Origin of the sequence: Dyadobacter sp. NIV53 (assembly GCF_019711195.1) — a bacterium.
Lineage (GTDB): Bacteria > Bacteroidota > Bacteroidia > Cytophagales > Spirosomataceae > Dyadobacter.
In genome coordinates this window covers 377,791-397,935 of the sequence record NZ_CP081299.1, presented here as the reverse complement: position 1 = coordinate 397,935, position 20,145 = coordinate 377,791, and the positions used below count along the sequence as shown (strand labels likewise).

The 20,145-nt window shown below is 41.2% G+C and carries 15 protein-coding genes; 10 read left to right on the top strand and 5 right to left on the bottom strand.

Annotation, left to right across the window (positions count from 1 at the left end):
* Nucleotides 1–11: 11 nt before the first annotated feature.
* The 4 genes from KZC02_RS01645 to KZC02_RS01630 all read left to right on the top strand — a co-directional run bounded on the left by KZC02_RS01645 (nucleotide 12) and on the right by KZC02_RS01630 (nucleotide 7,858).
* Nucleotides 12–1,307, top strand: a complete 1,296-nt coding sequence (locus tag KZC02_RS01645) for a TolC family protein (RefSeq protein ID WP_221392504.1) — start codon at nucleotides 12–14, stop codon at nucleotides 1,305–1,307.
* A gap of 845 nt (nucleotides 1,308–2,152) precedes the next feature.
* On the top strand, nucleotides 2,153–5,332 hold the full coding sequence (locus tag KZC02_RS01640; protein WP_221392503.1) for a SusC/RagA family TonB-linked outer membrane protein: 3,180 nt from the start codon (nucleotides 2,153–2,155) through the stop codon (nucleotides 5,330–5,332).
* Between the two features lie 37 nt (nucleotides 5,333–5,369).
* Nucleotides 5,370–6,935, top strand: coding sequence for a SusD/RagB family nutrient-binding outer membrane lipoprotein (locus KZC02_RS01635; protein WP_221392502.1), 1,566 nt, complete (start codon nucleotides 5,370–5,372; stop codon nucleotides 6,933–6,935).
* Nucleotides 6,936–6,946: 11 nt separating this feature from the next.
* Nucleotides 6,947–7,858: a DUF1735 domain-containing protein gene (locus KZC02_RS01630; protein ID WP_221392501.1), complete on the top strand. Its 912-nt coding sequence runs from the start codon at nucleotides 6,947–6,949 to the stop codon at nucleotides 7,856–7,858.
* A gap of 96 nt (nucleotides 7,859–7,954) precedes the next feature.
* Here the strand turns inward: KZC02_RS01630 and KZC02_RS01625 are convergent, their stop codons facing one another.
* The 3 genes from KZC02_RS01625 to KZC02_RS01615 all read right to left on the bottom strand — a co-directional run bounded on the left by KZC02_RS01625 (nucleotide 7,955) and on the right by KZC02_RS01615 (nucleotide 10,661).
* The gene (locus KZC02_RS01625; RefSeq protein WP_221392500.1) at nucleotides 7,955–8,758 is read right to left on the bottom strand and encodes a 5'-methylthioadenosine/adenosylhomocysteine nucleosidase; all 804 of its coding nucleotides are present in this window, start codon (nucleotides 8,756–8,758) and stop codon (nucleotides 7,955–7,957) included.
* 9 nt (nucleotides 8,759–8,767) lie between these two features.
* Nucleotides 8,768–10,066: an NCS2 family permease gene (locus tag KZC02_RS01620; RefSeq protein WP_221392499.1), complete on the bottom strand. Its 1,299-nt coding sequence runs from the start codon at nucleotides 10,064–10,066 to the stop codon at nucleotides 8,768–8,770.
* Nucleotides 10,067–10,151: 85 nt separating this feature from the next.
* Nucleotides 10,152–10,661 (bottom strand): lipocalin-like domain-containing protein, encoded by a 510-nt coding sequence (locus KZC02_RS01615; RefSeq protein WP_221392498.1) that lies wholly within the window; start codon nucleotides 10,659–10,661, stop codon nucleotides 10,152–10,154.
* A 93-nt stretch (nucleotides 10,662–10,754) separates the two neighbouring features.
* Between KZC02_RS01615 and KZC02_RS01610 the strand changes: the two genes are divergently transcribed.
* From KZC02_RS01610 to KZC02_RS01600, 3 genes are all read left to right on the top strand, one after another.
* Nucleotides 10,755–11,600, top strand: coding sequence for an AraC family transcriptional regulator (locus tag KZC02_RS01610; RefSeq protein ID WP_221392497.1), 846 nt, complete (start codon nucleotides 10,755–10,757; stop codon nucleotides 11,598–11,600).
* Nucleotides 11,601–11,638: 38 nt separating this feature from the next.
* Nucleotides 11,639–12,727, top strand: a complete 1,089-nt coding sequence (locus KZC02_RS01605; RefSeq protein WP_221392496.1) for a metallophosphoesterase — start codon at nucleotides 11,639–11,641, stop codon at nucleotides 12,725–12,727.
* A 99-nt stretch (nucleotides 12,728–12,826) separates the two neighbouring features.
* A complete protein-coding gene (locus KZC02_RS01600; RefSeq protein ID WP_221392495.1) occupies nucleotides 12,827–13,471 on the top strand; it encodes an START domain-containing protein in 645 nt (214 codons plus the stop codon).
* 173 nt (nucleotides 13,472–13,644) lie between these two features.
* Here KZC02_RS01600 and KZC02_RS01595 read toward each other — a convergent pair whose 3' ends face one another.
* Together KZC02_RS01595 and KZC02_RS01590 are read right to left on the bottom strand one after the other, a co-directional pair.
* Nucleotides 13,645–14,808 carry a DUF3800 domain-containing protein gene (locus tag KZC02_RS01595; RefSeq protein WP_221392494.1) on the bottom strand — a complete coding sequence of 388 codons (1,164 nt, stop codon included), beginning with the start codon at nucleotides 14,806–14,808 and terminating at the stop codon, nucleotides 13,645–13,647.
* Between the two features lie 181 nt (nucleotides 14,809–14,989).
* A complete protein-coding gene (locus tag KZC02_RS01590; RefSeq protein ID WP_221392493.1) occupies nucleotides 14,990–15,247 on the bottom strand; it encodes a DUF2892 domain-containing protein in 258 nt (85 codons plus the stop codon).
* A gap of 438 nt (nucleotides 15,248–15,685) precedes the next feature.
* Between KZC02_RS01590 and KZC02_RS01585 the strand changes: the two genes are divergently transcribed.
* The 3 genes from KZC02_RS01585 (at nucleotide 15,686) to KZC02_RS01575 (ending at nucleotide 20,131) form a co-directional block, all read left to right on the top strand.
* The gene (locus KZC02_RS01585) at nucleotides 15,686–16,978 is read left to right on the top strand and encodes a M20/M25/M40 family metallo-hydrolase (RefSeq protein ID WP_221392492.1); all 1,293 of its coding nucleotides are present in this window, start codon (nucleotides 15,686–15,688) and stop codon (nucleotides 16,976–16,978) included.
* A 95-nt stretch (nucleotides 16,979–17,073) separates the two neighbouring features.
* On the top strand, nucleotides 17,074–18,711 hold the full coding sequence (locus tag KZC02_RS01580; protein ID WP_221392491.1) for a TldD/PmbA family protein: 1,638 nt from the start codon (nucleotides 17,074–17,076) through the stop codon (nucleotides 18,709–18,711).
* 103 nt (nucleotides 18,712–18,814) lie between these two features.
* Entirely contained in the window at nucleotides 18,815–20,131 is a 1,317-nt protein-coding gene (locus KZC02_RS01575; RefSeq protein WP_221392490.1) for a TldD/PmbA family protein, read from the top strand.
* Nucleotides 20,132–20,145: the final 14 nt, after the last annotated feature.

Sequence of the window (20,145 nt, the reverse complement as noted above, 5' to 3'; positions counted from 1 at the left end):
AAAGAAAAAATATGCGTTTGATAATATTAAGTATTTGTATCCTGGCTTGCAATCTTTGTTTTGCACAACAGCACTACATTAATCTTGAACAAAGTAAATCTGCGGCACTGTCATTTAGTAAGGCTATAAAAAACGGACAGTTGGTTATTGAATCGGCAGAAGCGGGCAAAAAAAGTGCTGAAGCCAATTACCTTCCTTCCGTCAGTTTCACGGGCATTGGCTTGTATGGTTTCAAAAACCTGGTTGGAGCTATGCCGCCACTTTTGGACAAGGGTTTGAATAATTTCTATTTTGCCGGAGTCAGTGCAAACCAGGCGATATATGCAGGTGGAAAGATCCGTACTGCCAATGAACTGGCTGCTATGCAGGTTGCAGTGAGCCGGATCAGGGCAAAACAATCTGTTGATTCGGTGTTGTTGCTTACCGAACAAAAATACTGGAACCTGGTAGGATTGCAGGAGCAGCACAAATCAATTCTTGCCAATGAACAATTACTGGACCAGATCCTGAAACAGCAGCAGGATATGCTCGCATCAGGGCTGATTGCCAGAAATGATATGCTTAAAGTGAAGGTGAAACGAAGCCAGCTTTTACTGAATAAAAACAAACTGGAAAACGGAAGGAAAATTGCCTTACTGGACTTTTGCCTTTATATTGGAAATACCTACGATTCGTCTTTGGTCATGCAGCAAACACTTGATACTACAAGCCTGCCGGTAATGCAATACAAGGAACCTGAACTGGATTTGGATCAAAATGATAACTACCGCTTGCTGCAGAAAAGTATCGAAGCCGAAAAGTTACAGACCCGGCTTACCAAGGGAGACTACCTGCCTGGTATATCACTAGGTTTGAACGCAGGCCAGATTGGATCAATCAACAGTGGATTGGGTAATAATTTTATACCGGTCGCCCTGGGTATGGTAAGCGTACCAATTTCTGACTGGTGGGGGAGTGGTAAACAAAAAATGAAGCAGCGACAGATAAGCGAACGTATTGCGGCCAATAATTTTTCTGACGGGCAAAACAAACTGAAAGTGGGTATTATGAAAAGCTGGTACGATCTGACTGACGCACTTAAGCAAATTGTTTATGCAAAAGAAAACCTTAACCTGGCCAAAGACAACCTCAAAGTAAGCCGTGATAATTATTCCAGTGGCCTGTCCGGAATTACAGAACTGCTCGATGCGCAGGTTGCTTACCAGCAGGCAGAAAGTGAACAGGTTAGTGCTTATGCAAATTATCAGGACAAAGAAGCTGCTTACCGTTATATCACCGGAAAAATAAACGAATCATCTGCTCCGTAAGTTATTTAAGTATTCAATACCCGGAAAAAGTGTAATTTATTCCAACGGATAAATTACATCGAACTGCACCCTTATGATTTATATGAACTGGCAAAGTTGATGTAAATCATAAGGTTTTTTTTGCTGTGTTACCCGGATATTAACATTATCAGCTGCAATATTATGATTAAGTTAAATGCGGTTTCTTAATGTTCACATTAAAATGGTATTAAAAAAGCACTTAAATTACGTATATACATTATCGTTCAATTATGTCGTTTAATTATAATTATGTCTGGTAAAAGAACAAATCAGGTATTTTGATTCGGAAATTAAAGTGATTAAGATTTTATAATTAAATCGGTAAAAATCATAATTATTGTTGTATATATTGGTTACTTTTGATTTTTGCAAAATTTTATTTTGAGAAAACAGGCAAATGCATTGCAATAATTAAAACAATATTTACATTGCAGAGGTAAGCTTCATACAACCTAACTTATATTCTCAACATGCTGAATCATTTACTATTATTTACTGAAAGCCAACGGCAACCGGCAGATCGTTTTTTTTTAATCCGCCGGACGCATATACGATGTACTTCATTTATCCGGAAGTATGCTGATGCTGCAAACATCAATTCTTCTTCTCAGAAAATACAATTGTCTTACTGTCAATAAGTGTGGAGTAAATAATTGACATGAACAGGATTACTGTTTATGTACGAGCAGCTTTTTCTATTTAGTCATGATAACTATCCGGGATATGATGCCCCCGGAACCCTAACATTGTTATTTTTCAATGACCCGATAACACATACTATTACCTTAAATAGTTTATTTAACCAACCTAATTAATTAATGTAAATGAAGAAAGTTCTATTGTTGAGCATCCTCTGGATTTGCTCATGCTCATCATTGCTATGGGCCCAGGACAGACAAGTTACCGGTACGGTAACTGCCAGTGAAGACGGTTCAACTTTGCCTGGTGTGAATGTGGTAGTGAAAGGTACCAGTTTAGGAACAGTGACCGATGCCAAAGGTTACTACAAAATTAACATCCCTGCTTCGGGAAGTGACCTTACGTTTTCCTTCATTGGATTCAAGACACAAAGCGTTTCGGTTGGTAATAAGTCACAGATTGATGTGTCTTTGATACCAGATTATCAACAACTTGGTGAAGTCGTTATTACCACTGCCGGTGGTTTTCAGACTAAAACAAAAGAATTGGGAACAGCTGCTTCGGTTGTATCCACAGAAATGCTGAATGCAGGTAAAGCAGTTAATATTGCAAGTGGTCTGCAGGGAAAGGTGGCAGGTTTTCAGATAAGCGGTACAAGCAGCGGGGTTAATCCTGAGTACAGGTTGATTTTACGCGGACAGCGTTCACTTACAGGAAATAATCAGGCGCTGATTGTGTTGGACAATGTTATTGTTCCGGGAACAGTCCTAAGCAACCTGAATCCGAATGATGTTGACCAGGTAGTAATTCTGAACGGTTCGGGAGCAGCAGCTTTATACGGTTCACAAGCCTCAAACGGAGCTGTTATTGTTACAACAAAAAGAGGTAAAAACGGTAAAACAGATATCAATATCTCTCAGACTGTAACTGCTCAGCAGGTAGCATTTTTCCCTAAAATCCAGAAGAAATTCGGTGCAGGCGGAAGCGGATATGGTATTGATGCATTTGGTTCTCCTACTTACAGTTATCTTGAAAACCAGTCGTACGGACCAGCATTTGATGGTGTTGTAAGGCCTATTGGCTCGCCGCTTGAAGATGGAAGCCAGGATTCAAGTGCGTACTCCTACAAAGACGGTCATGATAAATTCTGGAATACGGGTTTAACCAGCCAGACTGACTTTTCCCTTTCCACCGGCGATGACAAATCAAGCCTTTATATTTCCGGCCAGTTTGTTAAAACCACAGGTACAACCCCGGGTGATAAATTTACCCGTGCAACCGTACGTATAAACGGAACCCGCAAAATCGGGAAACTGATCAATGTAACTTACAGCACTTCATTTGCGCCAAACAGATATGACATTACATCACAGACTGGCTCTATTTACGGCAGTATGCTGAACATGCCGTCCAATGTGGATATTACCAAATATAAAAACTGGCGGACCGATAAGTTTGCAAACCCGAATGGTTTTTATAACCCATGGTATCAGAATCCATATTTTACTGCTGATAATAACAGAGAGTACGATAAAAATGATTACCTGACCGGAAATGTGGAAATTAAATTAACGCCGGTAAAAGGTCTTGATATTATTGCACGCCAGGGAATTTCCAGCAGGAATTATCTTCAGAAAAATACAGGTGGAGGATTTACCTACACGGATTATGCCAAAAACACAGAGGCTAGTTCTAAATCGGATATCAGTGCTTACGTAGCAGAAACGAGCAATTACACCTCTCAGATGCTGACAGATCTGCTTGCACAATACAACAAAACGATCGGAGATTTTAACTTCAATCTGATTGGTGGAATGCAGCTGACCCAAAATGATGCTAAATATCAGACTACTGCAATCGGCGGCCTGGTTGTAAAAGACTTATATAATTTGAGTAACGGTACAGGTTCTCCCGGATATTCGGAACTGGATTACAGGACGCGCCAGGTTGGTGCTTACGGAAAGCTTACAGTTGGTTTCAGGGATTATCTTTTCCTGACTGCTACCGGGCGTAATGACTGGGATTCAAGATTAGCTAAAAACAACCAGTCGTTCTTTTATCCGTCGCTTGAAGCATCGTTTGTAGTGAGTGACGCTATACCGATGATTAAAGCGAGTAAGGTTATCAATTTATTGAAAGTACGTGGTGGGGTTTCCAAGGTAGGCCAGGTTAACTTAGGTAATAATTCGGTACCCAATAACTTCGGTGCGTACCAGCTTTTGCCAACGTTTAGCAGTAACATAAGTTATGGTACAGCCAATGGTTTTCCTTATGGTAGCTTAGCCGGATATTCTCTGAGTAATACCTTGGTTTCCAATGATTTGAAACCCGAGTTGACAAAAGGTTACGAGGTGGGGTTTGATTTAAGTATGATGGATAACCGCATCACAACCAATGCAACCTGGTTTAATACCAAAACGGATAACCAAACTGTAACGACTGCATTATCTAACAGTACGGGTTTCAACTCTTTGCTGACTAACGTTGGGCAAACACAAAGCAAAGGACTTGAACTGAGCCTGCATGTAACGCCAATACAAACAGAAAGCTGGAATCTTACTTTGGGTGGGAATTATACCTACCTGAATAATACAGTAAATTATATTTCAGCTGCTTTGCCTACTCTTACTCTGGCTACTGCCGGTTCAGGTGGTGCAACTTCTGCCGCTGTTGCAGGTATGTCATTCCCGGTAATTATGGGTTATGACTATGAAAGAGATCCACAGGGCCGTGTGATCGTAAATTCTACCTCCGGCTTGCCGTCACAAACAGCGGGTGTCAAAGTTTTAGGAAATGCAACGCCTAAAAACCGTTTGGGTATGGATGCGGCTATTAGTTATAAAACACTACGCCTTTCTGTATTATTCGAATACCGCGGTGGTTATAAAATATTTAACGGTATTGGTACCGAAATGGACTGGTCCGGAACAGGTTACAGAACTGCAGTGTATGATCGTCAGAGTTTTGTTTTCCCTAACTCGGTATATATGGCTGATGATGGTTCATACGTAGAAAACAAAACGATCACGATTGCTAACGGAAATGGAAATAATGGTTTCTGGTCGGATGGTATCAACCGTAACGTTTCTTCTAACTATGTAACATCTGGTAATTTCGTGAAACTGAGGGAAATTGCTTTGTCTTATTCTCTACCTGCTTCCCTTATGAACAAAACCAAGTTTATCAAGGATATCACTTTCAGCGCACAGGGACGTAATTTATTCCTTTGGATGTCAAAAGATAATTTATACACTGATCCTGAATACAGCAGTGCTGGTGCGGGTAATAATGGCGGAGGTCTTAACAGCTTGGATCAAACTCCTCCTTCCCGTTATTTTGGAGGAAGTGTAGCCTTCAAATTTTAAGGGTCCTATTTAAGATTATGACAATAAAATAGAAAAAATGAAAAAAATACATATAATAGGCTTTTTGATCCTAACCATGATGGGAACATCATGCAGCGATTACCTCGATGTTAATACGAATACTAACCAGGCTACTTCTGTTTCCCCTGAGCTGGTAATGCCGCAAGCTATTGCCGCAACCGCTCTTGTGCTGAACGGATACAATACTTACGGCATGCAAACGGCCGGTTATGCAGCCAATGCGGGTGGGTACGGCGGTTTTAACGAAACTGTAACCTACAACTATAATTCAAGTAACTATTCAGGTCTATGGCCAACAACTTATGATAACCTGGAAGATTTCCAGTATATCATTGACCAGACGGAAGGCGACGAGAACTATAGTTATTTTAATGCAACAGCTAAAATTATGAAGGCACACGGCTTTCAGCTTTTAGTAGATGCCTATAACAGTGTTCCTTATTCCGAGGCATTAAAAGGTGCAAATCTGCTAACGCCTAAGTATGACGATCCGTCGGCTGTCTATGCAGATCTTGCTTCGCAACTTGATATTGCCATCGCTACAATTAACTCTGCCGTTGCAAAGGACGAAGCCGGTGCGACAATTAAAGAGCTGGGTTCCGCAGATATTCTTTTTGCAGGGGATCTTGATAAATGGAAACAACTTGCTAATACAATCAAACTCAGATTAATCGTACGTGCAACGGGTAAAGCTACTTTTGCCAGTACTGCTTTTGATGCTGTCGGATTTTTAGATTCAGATGCGCTGATCAATCCGGGGTATACCAGGGATGTTGCGAGACAAAATCCTAAATGGGAAAGCTGGGGATTTGGTTATACAGGATCTGCTGCCAATAAAGCATGGATTCCTACCACCTATGTTTTAGGCTTTTATAATGGAGGAAAGCTGAAAGATGAAGGCAGAGGTGCTGCTACATTTTACCAGTTCCCTTCGACTGGAAGTAATCAGCTGGGTTACGAAAATACAGGTGTTCCGTCAAGCCCGACAGGTGGATTCTGGTATCCGAGTGCCAACAGAACCGGTACAACTGCGGGTGATGCAACCGGCGTTTTAAAAGGTGCGGATGCAGGATATCCATTAATTACAGCGGCAGAAAGTTATTTTTTACAATCAGAAGCGGTAGTTAGGGGACTAATTACAACCGGCGTTGCCAAAACACTTTTTGAAAGCGGTATTACTGCCTCATTTGATTATTTGTATCAATTGCCTGACGGTACTTTGGATGGAGATCCGGTTGCAGATTCCAAGAAATACCTGACTGAAAACCCGACCAGTTACCTTGTGAATTTTGCGCTGGCTACTACCGAAGCGCAAAAGATCGAAGCGATCATTACCCAGAAATACATTGCTATGAATATGGTTGACAGCCAGGAAGGATGGAATGAATACCGTCGCACGGGATATCCTTCCGTAAGCGGTACAACTGCCCGTGGAACTTTTGCTTCCATTGTGTCTCAAAGCCCGCGTGCTGACAGATTGCCGACAAGGGTTCTGTATCCGTCTTCTGAGGCATCTTATAACGCAGCCAATGCACCTGGCGGTATCAGTTCCTTCACTTCACTTATTTTCTGGGCAAAATAAAATTTCAATTTATGAAACGATCAATAACAAAAATATTTCTCTTTTTAACAGCAGTATGCGGGCTTTCATCTTGTTTGAATGAGGATGAATCTAATATTCCTGCTGATGCGTCCGGATCCATTCTTGAACTTTTTTATGTGAAGGCTGGTGGAACGACAATTAATTCAGGACTGGCTTACTTTTCAGGGGCGGCTATTACTTATCCCGCTACGCACACTGCAGATACAGCAACCTTTGTTGTATCGCTTGCCGGTGCCAGCACCTTTAGTAAGGATCTGAATATTACACTTGGCGTTGATGCAAATGCTGTAAACGATAATATCGGAAGTGATGATATCGATTACAAACTGATGCCTGACAGTCTTTACACGTTTATAACTAAAACGGCAGTAATTAAGGCTGGTGAAAGATCTGCAAAATTTCATGTGATATTCTATCCATCCAAGATTGATGCAACTGAAAATTATGGACTTCCTGTAACAGCAACCAATGATGGAAGCGTTGATATCAGCTCAAACTTTGGTACGGTATATTTCCATGCAATTGGTAATCCTATTGCGGGTTCATATAAATGGAACTATGACAGGTATAATACTGCAGATAAATCTGATGCTCTTCATAGTACTTCATTTGCTGGGCATGAAACTATTCTTGCACCAGTTAATCCAACAACTGTAAGAGCTGAAACTGGTTACCTGGGCGTGCATTATCTTATCACGTTAACTAATACTGACGGAGTATTATCAAATTTCAAAGCAGTAATTGATCCTGATGACGTTGCTGGTACATTTGCTGATAATACCGTTACGATTACATCTGCACCGGTACTAACAGTAAGTGAGAACAATACAAAATTTGTAATTAATTATGTTGTTTTTAATGGATCTGCATCAAGAAATATTACAGATACGTTCTATAAATAACAAATTCTAAGTTAATTAACAGAATAAATGCCAGTATTTAATTTGCCATTCAGGCAATTAAATACTGGCATTTATTCTGTTAGAGCTACCTTATTCTTACTTTACCCCAACCACCGCCATTACCATAATTGCAGCATTTTCAGCGGCTATCTGGTAAAAGCTTTGTACGTCATTTTTAGCTTTATTATTAGCGTTATCACTCAAACTACGGATGATTAAAAAGGGAACCTTTTGCTGGTAACAGGTTTGTGCTATGGCCGCTCCTTCCATTTCTGTTGCTGCTGCGTTCAGATCTTTTCTTAATCTGTTTGTGGCTGTTCCGGATGCTACAAATACGTCTCCTGTAACTATAACGCCTTTCTTGATAGCCGGGAGAAAGCTGCCGTTTTCTCTTTTGATCTTTTCAAATTTTAAACCTGTTGAAACAGCAATTGCTTTTTGAACCAATGCTGAATCACAGTTGAAGATGACCGGATTTTCCTCCATGGTATATGGATTGCGCGTAGGCCCGTATTTCATTCCATCGTCTTGGATCGTGCCATAATCATGATACGTAACCTGTGTTCCGATCACAATGTCACCCGGTAATAATTCAGGATCGATTCCACCCGCAATTCCTGAAAAAACAATTTCCCTGGGTTTGAAATGATCGATCATCAATGTTGTTGTAATAGCGGCATTTACTTTACCAATACCGGTTTGCGCCAACACAACGGATCTGCCGTTCAGGATACCTTTTGTGAAACGGATATGGGCGATCACGGTATCTTTTTTGTTTTCCATCTTACTTTGCAGCAGTACAAGTTCCGGCGGAAAAGCACCCAGTACACCAGTAATATCCTGCGCGTAAGTGATGTTTTTAAATGGCAATAAAAGCAAAAGGAGTGCAATTTTTTTCATAAATAATATTTAGAGAATAAGTGCCAATATGGCAAAAACGTTGATAATCCAGAGTGCCAGACTTACTTCTTTCAATTTTCCTGTTGCAATCTGAAGAACTGTCCAGCTCAGAAATCCCCAGATGATTCCGTGGGTTATGGAGTAAGTGAATGGAATGAGTACCATTGCCAGAAATGCGGGAAAAGCTTCATCGAGCTGGTTCCAGTTTATTTTTACGATTGGCTTCATCATAAAAACACCAACCAAAACTAAAGCCGGAGCAGTTGCAATGGCGGGAACAGCGCTGATTAACGGAGATAAAAACAAAAAAGGCAGGAAAAGCACGGCGCCTACCATGGCAGTTAATCCAGTTTTTCCACCCTGTTCTATTCCTACCGCTGATTCTATATACGCCGTTCCGGGGCTGCTGCCTGTAAGTCCGGCAATGGTTGTGGAAAACGCATCGACTATCAGGGATTTTTGCAGGTTTCTGGGTTCACCATTTTCATCGAGCAGATTGGATGCTTCCGCAAGGCCAACAAAAGTGGAAAGGCTGTCGAACATATCTGTAAAGACAAAAGCCAGTATGATAGGAGCAAGGCTCCACTTCAATGAATTGACCAGATCCAGCTGAAAAACCAGGCTGAAATCAGGTTTGGCAATAATGTGATTGATTGTAATAACGGCCTCAGTGCCACCCCAGTACCTTCCGATTGGCCAGGCAAGCAAACTGGTGAAAATGATGCCGATCAGGATACTGCCTTTTACATTCCTGATCAGCAGAATAACGGTAACCAGTAAACCTGCAATGAAGGTAAGTGTGGATGCATTCAGCTGGCCAATACCAATCATTGTTGCCGGATTGGCAACGATAAACTTTGCATTTGCAAAACCAATCAGCGTAATAAACAATCCAATTCCCGAAGCTATTGCGTATCGTAATGGTTTGGGAATGGCTTTCACAATGTAGGACCGGACATTAAAAACGGATAACAACAGGAAGAATATGCCCGACCAGAATACGGTTCCCAGAGCAACCTGCCAACTCAGTTTTTCAGTAAAAACGGCGGTGAAAGTGAAAAATGCATTGAGCCCCATTCCCGGTGCTACCAGAATCGGATTGTTGGCATACCAGCCCATCATAAAACTGCTGAAAAAAGAAACCAGTACCGTGGCAGTCAGTACAGCCGAAAACGGCATTCCGGTCTGGCTGAGAATGGATGGATTGACGACAATAATATAGGCCGTTGCTAAAAAGGAAGATATTCCGGCAAGAATTTCTGTGGATAGGGACGTGTTATTTTCTTTTAATCCGGAAGCGGAAAACATAATATCTGGGTTTATTCCAAATATATTGATTAGATAGGGTTTTTAAAAATTAATGCGTAGAAGCTTTGGGCGTTAAGGTGATTGCTTACTTTTTCCTCCATACAACTACCGCCGTTACAGCACCTCCGTTCGTGGTTTGTGTAACAATGTATTTTAATTCGTTGTCTTTCATTGTGTAAGATCTTACCTGAACCGTTCCTTCCCAGTTTGGATAAAATGCGTGCTCTACCTGAAATGTAATGGTTCGGTTAGTTTCGTCGACTGAATAACGGCCAAAATGCGAATTGTTACCCTGAACCAGTGCAGCATTTTCTTCCGGTGTCGCTTTGTTTTTATCTCCGGCTGCAACCTTGGGACGAATTGCTTTCAAAATTTGAATTGCATACCGGCCGCTTGTATCAAAAATAAGTAATCCATTGGGATCGTTGCCGTAAGGAAGTGTTTTACTTCCATCCGGATTAATATTTTCTACTGCTGCCAATGACCAGACGCCGGTTATTGGTTCGCTTTTATTTTCTAACTTATTTTCTGCATTTTGTGCTTGAACCTTAAATCCGAATCCCAGTACTAGCGCTATCACAAAAAGCTTTTTCATATTAAAATTGTAAGATTTGTTTTTTTGTTTGGCAAAATTATACAGGATATTGATCGCTATATTTGTACAAGTCTTCACTTATTCTGTACTATTATGCCGGTTGCCAATCAGGTCTTGTATCAGCCTTTTGAAATTGAATACAAGGAATTGTCAGTTTTTCCAAAGAAAACTTACCGTAACAGTTTCTTCGTGCTGATATACATTCTGGAAGGGTCAGGTATTCAATATGTGAATAACCATCGCTTTAATTACAGAAAGGGAAATTTGTTTCTGATAACGCCACAGGATACATATTTCTTCGATATCATAAATCCTACCACGTTCTTTTTCCTTAGTTTTAATCAATCTTATATCAAAACAAGCAAGGATAACGATTGGGTGGAACGCATGGATTTTATTATGAATAATGCCAGTCACAGGCCCGGCTGTATCTTAAAGAACAGACTGGACAAGCCACTGATCGCTTCACTGGTTGAAAATATTGTACAGGAACTGAGCAATCAGCAGTTGTATCATTCCAAAATTACTGAGACCATTGTGAATGCAATTATTCTGGTAGTTGCAAGAAATATTGCCTTGAAACTGCCAAAAAATATCAAGGAAAATACCGGTGAAGCAGTTCTGGATATTTTGCATTACATACAGGAAAACATCTTTCATCCTGAGAATCTGAGAGTTGAACAAATGTGCACTCATTTGGCGATTTCAGCCGGTTATCTGGGAAAATATTTCAAAAAGCAAACCGGAGAAACTTTGCAGCAATATATCATCAATTACAAGTTGAGGTTAGTGGAAATGAGGCTTTTACACAGCGATATGCGTATCAATGAAATTGTATTTGAACTCAATTACACGGATGAAAGCCATTTGAACAGGCTGTTCAAAAAATACAAGGGCATCAATCCATCTGAATACAGAAAGATGCAAAATAAGCTTTAAGTGCGTGTGGAATTAGATTGAAACATTTATATTGATACATGAAATATTACCTGTATTTATTTTTTATACTTTCTGGTTTTACAGCAAGTTTTGGGCAGGATAGCATTCGTTACCGGGTGATTTTTGTTGGTGATGCCGGAGAAATGAATCCCAAACAGCAAAAAGCATTACATCAGGCGGCCGATCTGATTATTCCCGAAAAAACTATTGTCATGTTTCTGGGAGATAATATTTATCCGCATGGAATGGGTTTGCCGGGAGATGATGATGAACTGGTTACACAGCAAGTCCTGAAATCGCAGTTCTCACCGATGCGGGCTAAGGGAGCACCAACCTATTTTGTTCCCGGTAACCACGACTGGGACAGATCCGGGAAAGAAGGTTTGGCTAAAATTAAACGACAGGGGCAATTTTTAGGTGAACAGTCCGACCCGCAACTCAAACTTTTGCCAGCAAACGGGTGTCCGGATCCAGTTGCGTTAAATCTGTCTGACAGCCTGACAGTTATCGTATACGACAGTGAGTGGTGGCTTTTCCCGTTTGACAAATCGAACGCAGATTGTAACTGCAAAACCAAGGAAGATGTATTGCTGAAAATGAGCGGACTAAGAGATCAGAATAAAGGGAAATTTATCATTCTGGCGTCACACCATCCTTTTCAAAGTTATGGGACGCACGGCGGGAAATACAGTCTCAAAGACCATATATTTCCTCTCACTGCAGTCAAAAAATATCTGTGGATTCCACTTCCCATCATTGGTTCTCTGTATCCTTTATTACGTACCAAATTCAAAAACCCGGAAGACATGAAACATCCGCTGTACCAGGATTTGATCCAGCGTGTTGAGCAGGTATTCGACAGTACAACCAATGTAGTGCATGCCGCGGGCCATGAACATGGGCTTCAATTTATAAAGGGCAAACATATTCAGGTAGTAAGCGGGGCGGGGGCAAAGCATAATTTTGTCAAAAAAGGCAAAAATTCTTTGTTCGCTGATGCCACCCAGGGTTTTGTAACGGTTGATTTACTCACTGGCGGGAGCCTGAAATTTACTTTTTATATCTACAAAAAGGGCAGCATCCGGCAGGAGTTTACTTACTCACTGGCCTATTCAACCGGTAAATAGGCAAAATCTACCATGCAAAGCACAGAGCCTATGCTGAAATATTAACAGCCAGCTTTCCTGAAAAGTCAATGTGTCGAAAATAAAGGACTATTTTCGCGAATGCATAAAACCATCATTCTTTTATTATTTTTTTGTTTTGAAATAACCAGTGTTTTTGGTCAGTCCGTCTGGAAACTGGTTACCGAGGAAGAAGGTATAACAGTTTTTTCAAAGGTTGTTCCGGGATCAAAAATAAAAGCGCTTAAAGTGGAGTGTATTTTGAAATCCAGCGCTTCACAATTGGTTGAATTATTACTGGACGTCAATACTGCGGATCAGTGGGTTTATAGAACCAAATCCTGTGTTTTACTGAAAAAGGTTTCAGCTTCCGAATTGTATTATTATTCCGAAGTAAGTCTGCCCTGGCCACTTGAAAATCGTGATTTTGTTGCACATATCGCAGTAAGCCAGCACCCGGCGACCAAAGTTATAACGGTAGATGCACCTGCTATTCCGGGTTGGGTTGAGGACAAAAAGGGAATTGTCAGGATCAACCATTCCAAAGGGCTTTGGATAATCACACCAATTGGAAAAGAAAAAGTGAAGCTCGAATATACGTTACAGGTGGATCCGGGCGGCATTATTCCAGCCTGGGCAGTTAATATGTTCGCCGCCCAGGGCCCGATTGAAAGTTTTAAAAACATGAAAAAGCAGTTGCAACTTCCCAGGTACAAAAACGTGGTTTTGGGATTTATAAAGGATTAAGCTGAAAACCTGTTCTCACATTCCTTCTTCTTATTTCTATTGCGTTTTAAGATTTAGCAGACGAGATTTTGTTTAGATTCAAGTCATATCTGAACACTCTTCAATAATGATTTAAAGTAAGAAATGTCAGTTTTCCAGCACTTTGAACTTTTTACTTTGAACTCAATTACAATCTAATCTACAACCTTCCTGATCATACTATACTCTTCCCTGTCAAGCACATCCAGTTCGCCGTTCGTAGCCATTCTGATCTGGTTCCTGAATTTCTGAATCCTGGATAACATCGGTTCAATAATGGTATTGCTGTGGTTTACAAAGTCGTACAGGTCTGCTTCGCTGGCGGGAAGTTTGTAACCACGGGAACTGCTCGCAATGAGTACACCCGCATCACGCAAGGGGGCAATCACTTTTGTCTGAAAATAATGAAGTGAAACTGCTTTTCCGCGCCTGGCTTTAATATGCTCAATGATCTCAAAACTGGAAATATAGCGATTGGCATTGATGTGCCTGAAATGAAAAACAAGGTAGCTCAGACAGGTATGCTGGTCAATCACATGCGGTGTTTGGCTCGGTGCTTTCCGGTGCAGAAAATCATTCGCCAGTTTCACGCTCAGTTCCGCAAGAGTAGCGTCATAGTGCTGTTCGTCCGAAGTTGTCTTTACCAGGTAAGGCTCAAAAACATCCGGCCAGAATTTAATAGTCAGCAACCTGGGATGCAACAGGTCTACAAAACTTTGGCGTTGGTCTGTAATCACAGTTTCATCGTAACAGCGGGCAAGTGTACCAGCAATAAAATTCGCGGCCTGAACCATCAGGCTATCCTGGTTATTGACAAAACCGAAACTTGACTCATTGAATAGATTAGCGATATGAGTCTGATGAACATACTTTATAAAGCCTTCCATAAAAGTATTGGTACCACGCTGGCTGGCTACCATTTCCAGATTTGGAAAAATCTTGAAAAGTTCCCTGTCTGCTAATCCATGAAGAAATTTATAAAAGGAACCTTTGTAACGCAGGCCTTCACTGACCAATTGCCTTTTGTCCACGACCAGCGCAAAAATTTGAAAAGGTGCCTTTAAAAGTTCTTCCAAAATGAGCTTTCTGCGCTTATGGTCGGTTCCAACGGTTGAAGATTTAATAATTCCTTTTGAGAAATATTTTTTCCTGACTCTCTCCAAAACTTCTTCCGCCTGCACAATATCGTCCTTTGGCATCGTAAGGGCAACAACTATAAAATGGGTGGAAACCGGAACGCCGCCACGTCCTTTCTTTGTGAAATCCAATCCATTATTTCCCCATTCATCCACAAAGGCGACGTGATTATGCATGCTCATAAATCAATTATTTTTTAACAGAACCATAAAGGAAATACTTTTTTTAAAATTATACAGAAAATCCGTGGTGACATAAATACCAGAAATTTTACCAATTCTGATTAAATATGCCATACCACGGATCCGCTTGCTCTGGCTTTATTTTGGAAGTTAATACAAAAACCAGCTTGTTTAATATCTCTTAGCTAACTACTGTATTGCGGCCAATTGTTTTATTTACAGGACAAAAACCGCTGGTTCCCCTGGTTAAAAGCAGGCCACCCGCAAAGGTCAGTCCCTTACCTAATAGGGTCTCCTTTTTTTGAATTCCGTAATAGGTAAGCGCGATTCCGGCAATTATTGAAATAATGCGCTCGGTGTTTCCCACATTCTGAACCTCATCTATACTATCGCCTGCATTTCCAATTTTTTCTTTGATAAAATTAATTGTCGATTCCATAATCAATGTCAATAATTTAAATAATGATTAAAAACGCTAGGGATTAAACAATCATACCAGACGGCTGAGTTGCTACCTATCATCTCCTTTTGCAATAATGCATTTTTGACAAGTCATTTATTTAGCCCGATATTAAGAAAGAATTTAAATTTTTGAAGAGAATTTTGTTAAAGTATCCAATTGTATTTTTTAAATTGTTTTATAGGTAATTATTCAAAATTTTGTTTTGTATTTATGCAAAAATGTAAAAAAAATTAACAAAATATTTAATCCCAAACCAGTAATTATTTATGATAAACATGTTCTCCCGGTTATTTTATTCTTATTTTTTGTAGAAAAGTAACGAAGTAGCTTGCAAATATTTAAGCTCACTTACTTTCACAAAATAGTAGTGTAGGTGGAATTTAATTTATTATTTTTTTATAAAAAACTTTATTCATGAATTCAAAAATAGCTCTTCTTCTCATTGCTGCTGGGTTAAGCCTGCCGGAAATAGGTTCTGCCCAAAAACTAACAAAAGAAGAAATTCTGGTTACGAAGAATGTTGAGAAAAATCAGAAAGAATCCGTAAAATTTTTAGAAGAAACGGTCAACATCAACAGCGGGTCACAGAATCCTGCGGGTGTTAAAACGGTAGGTGCTTTGTACAAAAAGATGCTGGAAGATATCGGTTTTACCACAACTTGGGTTGATATGCCCGAATCCATGAATCGCGGAGGGCACCTGATTGCCGAAATAAAAGGAACCAAAGGGAAAAAACTCATGCTGATCGGCCACATGGATACAGTTTTCGAAGCAGACAGCCCATTCCAGAAATGGGAACAAAAAGATTCTATCGCAGTCGGGCCTGGAAGCTGCGACATGAAAGGAGGAAATATAGTTATGATCTACGCATTACGTGCTATGAAAGAAGCCAATATGCTGAAAGACAGACAGATTGTCGTAGTACTTCACGGAGATGAGGAAAGTGCGGGTGCCCCGATTGAGATCAGTCGCAAGGATATCATTGATATTGCTAAAAGGAGCGATATTGCACTGGGTTTTGAGAATGGAACGGGGTTCAATTATGCAACTGTTGCGCGTCGCGGTTCAAGCGGTTGGTCGTTAAAAGTTTCCGGAAAACAGGCGCATTCATCTGGGATTTTTTCTGATGGTGCAGGGGCGGGCGCGATTTATGAAACAGCCAGAATCCTGAATTCTTTTTACCAGGAATTAAAGGAACCGAACCTCACTTACAGCCCGGGCCTGATCATGGGTGGAACTGCAACGGATATGACATCAACTTCCATTGATGGAAAAGCATCCGGCAAAACCAACCTGATTGCCAACACGACAGTTGTAAACGGCGATCTTCGTTTTCTGACCGACGAGCAACTGAAAAATGCACGTACCAAAATGAAAGAAATTGTGGCAAAAAATCTTCCGTTGACACAAGCTGAAATTACGTTTAAAGACGGTTATCCTTCCATGCCTCCAACCGACGGTAATATGGCAGTTCTAAATGTTTTGAATAAGGTAAGCCTGGATTTGGGACAGGGCGAGGTTAAGCCATTTGATCCGGGAAAAAGAGGTGCTGGAGATATCTCATTCGTAGCAAAATATGTGGATGGATTGGACGGATTGGGTGTACAGGGCGGCGGTGCGCATGCTCCTGGTGAGTTTGTTGACCTGAATTCTATTGAAGCAATTGTAAAAAGGACAGCGATCCTCATGTTGAGGCTTACAAAATAATCAGGAAGATCGAATGTCAATGTCAAATTTCCATGGCATAACGTCAATGAAGCGGCTAGGAAGCAAAAATGTAATATTGCAGAAACGTTAACACGATGAATAGAAGACAGTTTGTTCAATTATCCGGAATGGGAGCCGCGTTTTTATCCTCCCGATTGGCACAGGGTAAAATAGTATCAGCAGAAGATTTACTGATGCCCGGAATGGATGGATCAGCAAAAAAACACCTGGCCGACACTGCCCTGAATGCTGCCAAAAGTAAAGGAGCCACTTATGCCGACGTTCGGATCGGGAGATATTTACGCCAGTACTTTTTCACCAAAGAAATGCGGGTGGAAAATATTGTCAATTCAGAATCTTATGGATTAGGAATCCGGGTGATCGCTAACGGGACCTGGGGCTTTTGTGCGACCAATGATCTTTCTTTGGACAGTATTGCCAAATGTGCTGCAACCGCGGTAGCCATTGCAAAAGCCAACGCTGAAATGCAGGAAGAACCGGTGATACTGGCTCCGCAAAAGGGTGTCGGAATCCAGACCTGGAAAACACCGATCACTAAAAATGCATTTGCCATTCCGGTAAAAGATAAGATAGACCTGTTAATGAAAGTGAATGGAGAAGCCATAAAAAACGGCGCGACTTTCGTCAACTCCAACCTGTTCTTTATCAATGAACAAAAATATTTTGCATCCACCGATGGATCCTATATTGACCAGGATGTGCATCGTATGTGGCCGACTTTCACGGTTACGGCGGTTGACAAAAAAGCCGGCAAATTTAAAACCCGTGATGCTTTAAGTGCTCCGATCGGAATGGGCTACGAATATCTCGACGGGCTTGCTTCTGAAAAAATGTCGATCTTGGGGAAACCTACTGTATACCGGTTTTCATACGATATGGTAGAAGATGCGATTCTGGCAGCACAGCAGGCTAAGGAAAAACTGAGTGCGAAAACGGTGGTTGCCGGGAAATATGACATGATTCTCGATCCTTCCAATCTGGGTCTGACTATTCATGAATCCGTAGGACATCCGCTGGAACTGGACAGAGTTTTGGGTTATGAAGCCAACCTTGCAGGAACCAGTTTTGCAACCATGGAAAAGTGGGAATCGAAAACTTTCGAATATGGCAGTAAGATCGTCAATTTTGTAGCTGATAAAACCCAGCCGAATACGATGGCCGCAGTAGGTTATGACGATGAAGGCGTTCCTTGTAAAAACTGGGATCTGATAAAAGACGGTATACTTGTCAACTACCAGGCGACGCGCGACCAGGTGCATATTCTGGGTGAGAAAGAATCACAGGGATGTAGTTTTGCAGACAGCTGGGATTCGATACAGTTCCAGCGTATGCCAAATGTTTCGCTGCAATCCGGCAAAGAAAAATACAGTGTGGGGGACATGATCCGTGATACCGAAAAAGGAATTTATATTCTCGGGAGAGGATCATCTTCTATTGATCAGCAACGGTATAATTTCCAGTTCAGCGGACAGTTATTTTATGAAATAAAGAACGGCGAAATTGTCGGAATGCTGGACAACGCTGCTTATCAGTCAAATTCGCAGGAGTTCTGGAATTCGTGTGTAAAGATTTGTGACAAAGACGATTATCGTTTGTTCGGGACTTTATTTGATGGAAAAGGCCAGCCCGGACAATCAAGTGCAGTTTCTCATGGCTGTTCTACTTCGCGATTTAATGGCGTGAATGTGATCAATACGGGGAGGAAAATTTGACCAGAATTTGGACCAGAATTCTCAGAGTTTCAGAATTAGGAGGATTTGGACAAAACGATTAGAAGAAGGGCTTTTTGTAAAATATTAAATGGATAATTCCCACATGGAGATTTTAACCAGAGAAGAAGCAAAAAAAATAATAGATAAGGTTTTAGCCTTTTCTAAAGCTGACGAAATGAGCGTGGAGCTTACAGGAAAACGAACGGGAAATATTCGTTTTGCGCGTAATTCTGTTTCAACAAGCGGTGAGACCTACAATCTTTCTTTGTCAATCACTTCAGTATTTGGCAAAAAACTGGGTACCTCCACAGTGAATGAGTTTGATAATGCTTCGTTGGAAAAAGCGGTTCGCAGATCAGAGGAAGTGGCCAGACTGGCTCCTGAAAATGATGAATATCTGCCTATGCCCGGCCCGCAGAAATATCCGGAAAGCAACGGTTTTCTGGATTCAACTGCGAAACTTGATCCGGCACAGCGCGCCAAATTTGCAAAAGACAGTATTCTGACGGTTCGCGAAAACAAATTAACAGGTGCCGGATTTCTGGAAGATTCTTCCGGATTTGAAGCATTGGGAAACAGCAAGGGTTTGTTTGCCTACAACAAGAGTACAGCAGTCGATTTTTCCATTACTGTACGCACTGCTGACGGGATGGGGTCGGGCTACGGATCCGGCGATTTTAATGACAGTACATTACTGGATACCAAAGTTTCCACTAACATTGCGATTCAGAAAGCCATTACTTCAAGAGGTGCAAAAGGGTTTGAACCCGGAAAATATACGGTGATCCTGGAACCAACGGCGGCAGGAGAGTTAATATCATTCATGATCAGCGCCATGGACGCCAGAACAGCTGATGAAGGAAGAAGTTTCCTGAGCAAAAAAGGGGGCGGAACGCGAATAGGAGAGAAGCTGCTCGACGAAAGGATAACCATCTATTCAGATCCATCCGACAAAGATATTCCTGCAAAACCATTTTCGTCAGAAGGGCTTCCACTTGAAAAAGTGGTCTGGTTTGATAAAGGTGTTGTGAAAAATATGTCTTATTCTCGCTTTTGGGCAAAAAATAAAGGTGTTAAACCTATATTACAGCCGGAAGGATTTATAATGGAAGGCGGAACCGAATCACTTGCTGACCTGATCAAAGGAACAGATAAAGGCATTCTGGTAACACGTTTCTGGTACACGCGCTGGCTCGATCCGCAAACGCTGCTTTATACAGGACTCACGCGTGACGGCACTTTTTACATTGAAAATGGCCAGATCAAACATCCCGTCAAAAACTTCCGGTTCAATGAAAGTCCGGTCATTATGCTGAATAATCTGGAAGCGATCGGTAAACCTGTCAGGACAAGAGGAAATATGGTGCCGCCATTGAAAATAAGGGATTTCACTTTTTCAAGCCTTTCAGATGCGGTATAGCTGGATGGCTATTG

Coding starts and splice junctions, on each gene's coding strand:
- KZC02_RS01620 (WP_221392499.1), bottom strand. CDS start 10,066: ATGTTTTCCGCTTCCGGATTAAAAGAAAATAACACGTCCCTATCCACA.
- KZC02_RS01590 (WP_221392493.1), bottom strand. CDS start 15,247: ATGGAATCGACAATTAATTTTATCAAAGAAAAAATTGGAAATGCAGGC.
- KZC02_RS01615 (WP_221392498.1), bottom strand. CDS start 10,661: ATGAAAAAGCTTTTTGTGATAGCGCTAGTACTGGGATTCGGATTTAAG.
- KZC02_RS01605 (WP_221392496.1), top strand. CDS start 11,639: ATGAAATATTACCTGTATTTATTTTTTATACTTTCTGGTTTTACAGCA.
- KZC02_RS01595 (WP_221392494.1), bottom strand. CDS start 14,808: ATGAGCATGCATAATCACGTCGCCTTTGTGGATGAATGGGGAAATAAT.
- KZC02_RS01610 (WP_221392497.1), top strand. CDS start 10,755: ATGCCGGTTGCCAATCAGGTCTTGTATCAGCCTTTTGAAATTGAATAC.
- KZC02_RS01645 (WP_221392504.1), top strand. CDS start 12: ATGCGTTTGATAATATTAAGTATTTGTATCCTGGCTTGCAATCTTTGT.
- KZC02_RS01585 (WP_221392492.1), top strand. CDS start 15,686: ATGAATTCAAAAATAGCTCTTCTTCTCATTGCTGCTGGGTTAAGCCTG.
- KZC02_RS01635 (WP_221392502.1), top strand. CDS start 5,370: ATGAAAAAAATACATATAATAGGCTTTTTGATCCTAACCATGATGGGA.
- KZC02_RS01575 (WP_221392490.1), top strand. CDS start 18,815: ATGGAGATTTTAACCAGAGAAGAAGCAAAAAAAATAATAGATAAGGTT.
- KZC02_RS01640 (WP_221392503.1), top strand. CDS start 2,153: ATGAAGAAAGTTCTATTGTTGAGCATCCTCTGGATTTGCTCATGCTCA.
- KZC02_RS01600 (WP_221392495.1), top strand. CDS start 12,827: ATGCATAAAACCATCATTCTTTTATTATTTTTTTGTTTTGAAATAACC.
- KZC02_RS01630 (WP_221392501.1), top strand. CDS start 6,947: ATGAAACGATCAATAACAAAAATATTTCTCTTTTTAACAGCAGTATGC.
- KZC02_RS01625 (WP_221392500.1), bottom strand. CDS start 8,758: ATGAAAAAAATTGCACTCCTTTTGCTTTTATTGCCATTTAAAAACATC.
- KZC02_RS01580 (WP_221392491.1), top strand. CDS start 17,074: ATGAATAGAAGACAGTTTGTTCAATTATCCGGAATGGGAGCCGCGTTT.